The sequence below is a fragment of the Streptomyces thermovulgaris genome (assembly GCF_002155915.1).
Taxonomy (GTDB): Bacteria; Actinomycetota; Actinomycetes; order Streptomycetales; family Streptomycetaceae; genus Streptomyces; species Streptomyces thermovulgaris.
In genome coordinates, this window is record NZ_MUME01000209.1 from 1 (window position 1) to 1658 (window position 1658).

Below are 1658 nucleotides of genomic sequence, written 5' to 3' on the forward strand. Positions count from 1 at the left end.
GGGTGGGCGGGGTCCGCCGGGCGCGCAGGGCCACGACGAGGCCCAGCAGGGCGAGCAGCGGCAGGACGTACCACCAGGCGGTGACCACCGGGTGGGGCATCGCCCCGGTGCAGGGGCGGCACAGGGTGCGTCCGCCCAGGCTGCGCAGCTGGTCGGCGACGGCGAAGTGCCAGCCCAGGCCGCCCTGGATGGCCGAGCCGTCGGACAGCCGCCGCAGCAGGCCGCCGTAGCCGGTGTAGGCCTCGATCACCCAGGGGGCGGAGCCGGCCGCCACTCCGGCGAGCAGGGCGGCGAGCGGCCTTCCGCGGCGTTCGAGTGCGGCGAGCACGAGCAGCGGGAGGACGACCCAGACCGCGTCCATGGGGCGCATCACCGCCATGAGGGCGGCGGCGCCGGCCAGTCCCGCCAGTGCCGCGCGGTCGCGCCGGTCGTGCCGTGCGCGCAGGAAGCAGCCCGCGCAGGCCAGGGCGCCGATGGCGACCCAGTAGTTGGGCATGGCCTGCGGGCCGTAGAACAGCGTCACCCACAAGGTGGCGAACAGAGCGCCGGCGAGGGCCAGGACGCGTGGGGGGAAGGCGTGCCGCCACACGCGCAGCGCCAGGTACAGGGCGAGACCGGAGAGCACCGCGAGGTAGACGCGCAGCAGCGCGGTGGAGGAGGACCAGGAGGCGACCGGGGCGACGAGCCAGGAGATGCCGCGGGCGCGCGGGGCGCTGAAGAAGGCGGCCGGTGCGTGCGGGCTGACTTGGCTGACGTAGACGGTCTCGTCCCAGCCGAGGCCCATGCCGGGGCGGACCAGGAGAAGTTGGGCGAGGGTGAAGGCGGCGGCCACCGCCGCGAGGAGGGCCCCGCCGCGGTCCTCGGGGCCGAGGCGGTAGCCGGGCGCCGGCCCGGATCGCTGCGTCCCGGTGAGTACGGCGTGCGCACTGTCGGCCATCTCCACCCCTCACCCCTGTACGCACCGGGAAGGTCCGGCAGACGCCGGGAGACGCCCCGGAGGCATCCGCGGAACGTCCAGGAGGCATCGAGAGAACTACCAGCAGGAAACAGGACGGGAAAACAGGACAGGGAACAGGACAGAAAACAGGAATGGAACAGCGGAAACAGGAACAAACTACCCCGTGTCGGGCTTGTGTGCCGGGCTGAATACCGCCGGACGCCCGACTTCCCTACGCACTGTAAGGTTGAGGGCATGGCTGGCAGAGGGCCTCGGGACAGGACGGGACGACGCGGCTCGGGAGAGCTGGAGAGCGAGGTCCTCGCCGTCCTGTGGGCCGCGCAACGGCCCCTGACGCCGTCCGAGGTCCAGGCGCGGATCGGCGGCGGCCTGGCCTACAACACCGTGCACACCATTCTCAAGCGCCTTCACGACAAGGGTCTGGTGCTGCGCGAGGCGGACGGACGGCGGGGGGTCTACCGGCCCGCGAAGAGCGCGGCGGAGCTGACCGCGCAGGCGATGCACGACGCCCTGGGCCGGGGCCCGGACCCGGTCGCCGCCCTGCGGCAGTTCGTGACCGGGCTGAGCCCCGAACAGGAGCGGACCCTGCGCGACCTGCTCATCGGCCGCGCCGTCTGACGCCCGTCGTCCGTGTCCCGGAGCCGAAGCGGGTGTTGGGCCTGCGGTGCGGGGGCTGCTGCGGGGCGGGCCGGTGCACGGG

The 1658-nt window shown here is 73.8% G+C and carries 1 protein-coding gene and 1 pseudogene; one reads left to right on the forward strand and one right to left on the reverse strand.

The annotated features are described in order from the left end of the window. Positions 1–937 (reverse strand): annotated as a pseudogene (locus tag CCN35_RS17435) (hypothetical protein); the annotation flags it as partial. A 255-nt stretch (positions 938–1192) separates the two neighbouring features. On the opposite strand from CCN35_RS17435, the gene CCN35_RS17440 reads away from it, so the two are divergent. Further along, positions 1193–1576 (forward strand): BlaI/MecI/CopY family transcriptional regulator, encoded by a 384-nt coding sequence (locus CCN35_RS17440; RefSeq protein WP_067388784.1) that lies wholly within the window; start codon positions 1193–1195, stop codon positions 1574–1576. Positions 1577–1658: the final 82 nt, after the last annotated feature.

Excerpts from the sequence above, each read along its gene's own strand:
- CCN35_RS17440 (WP_067388784.1), top strand. The coding sequence starts at position 1,193 with ATGGCTGGCAGAGGGCCTCGGGACAGGACGGGACGACGCGGCTCGGGA.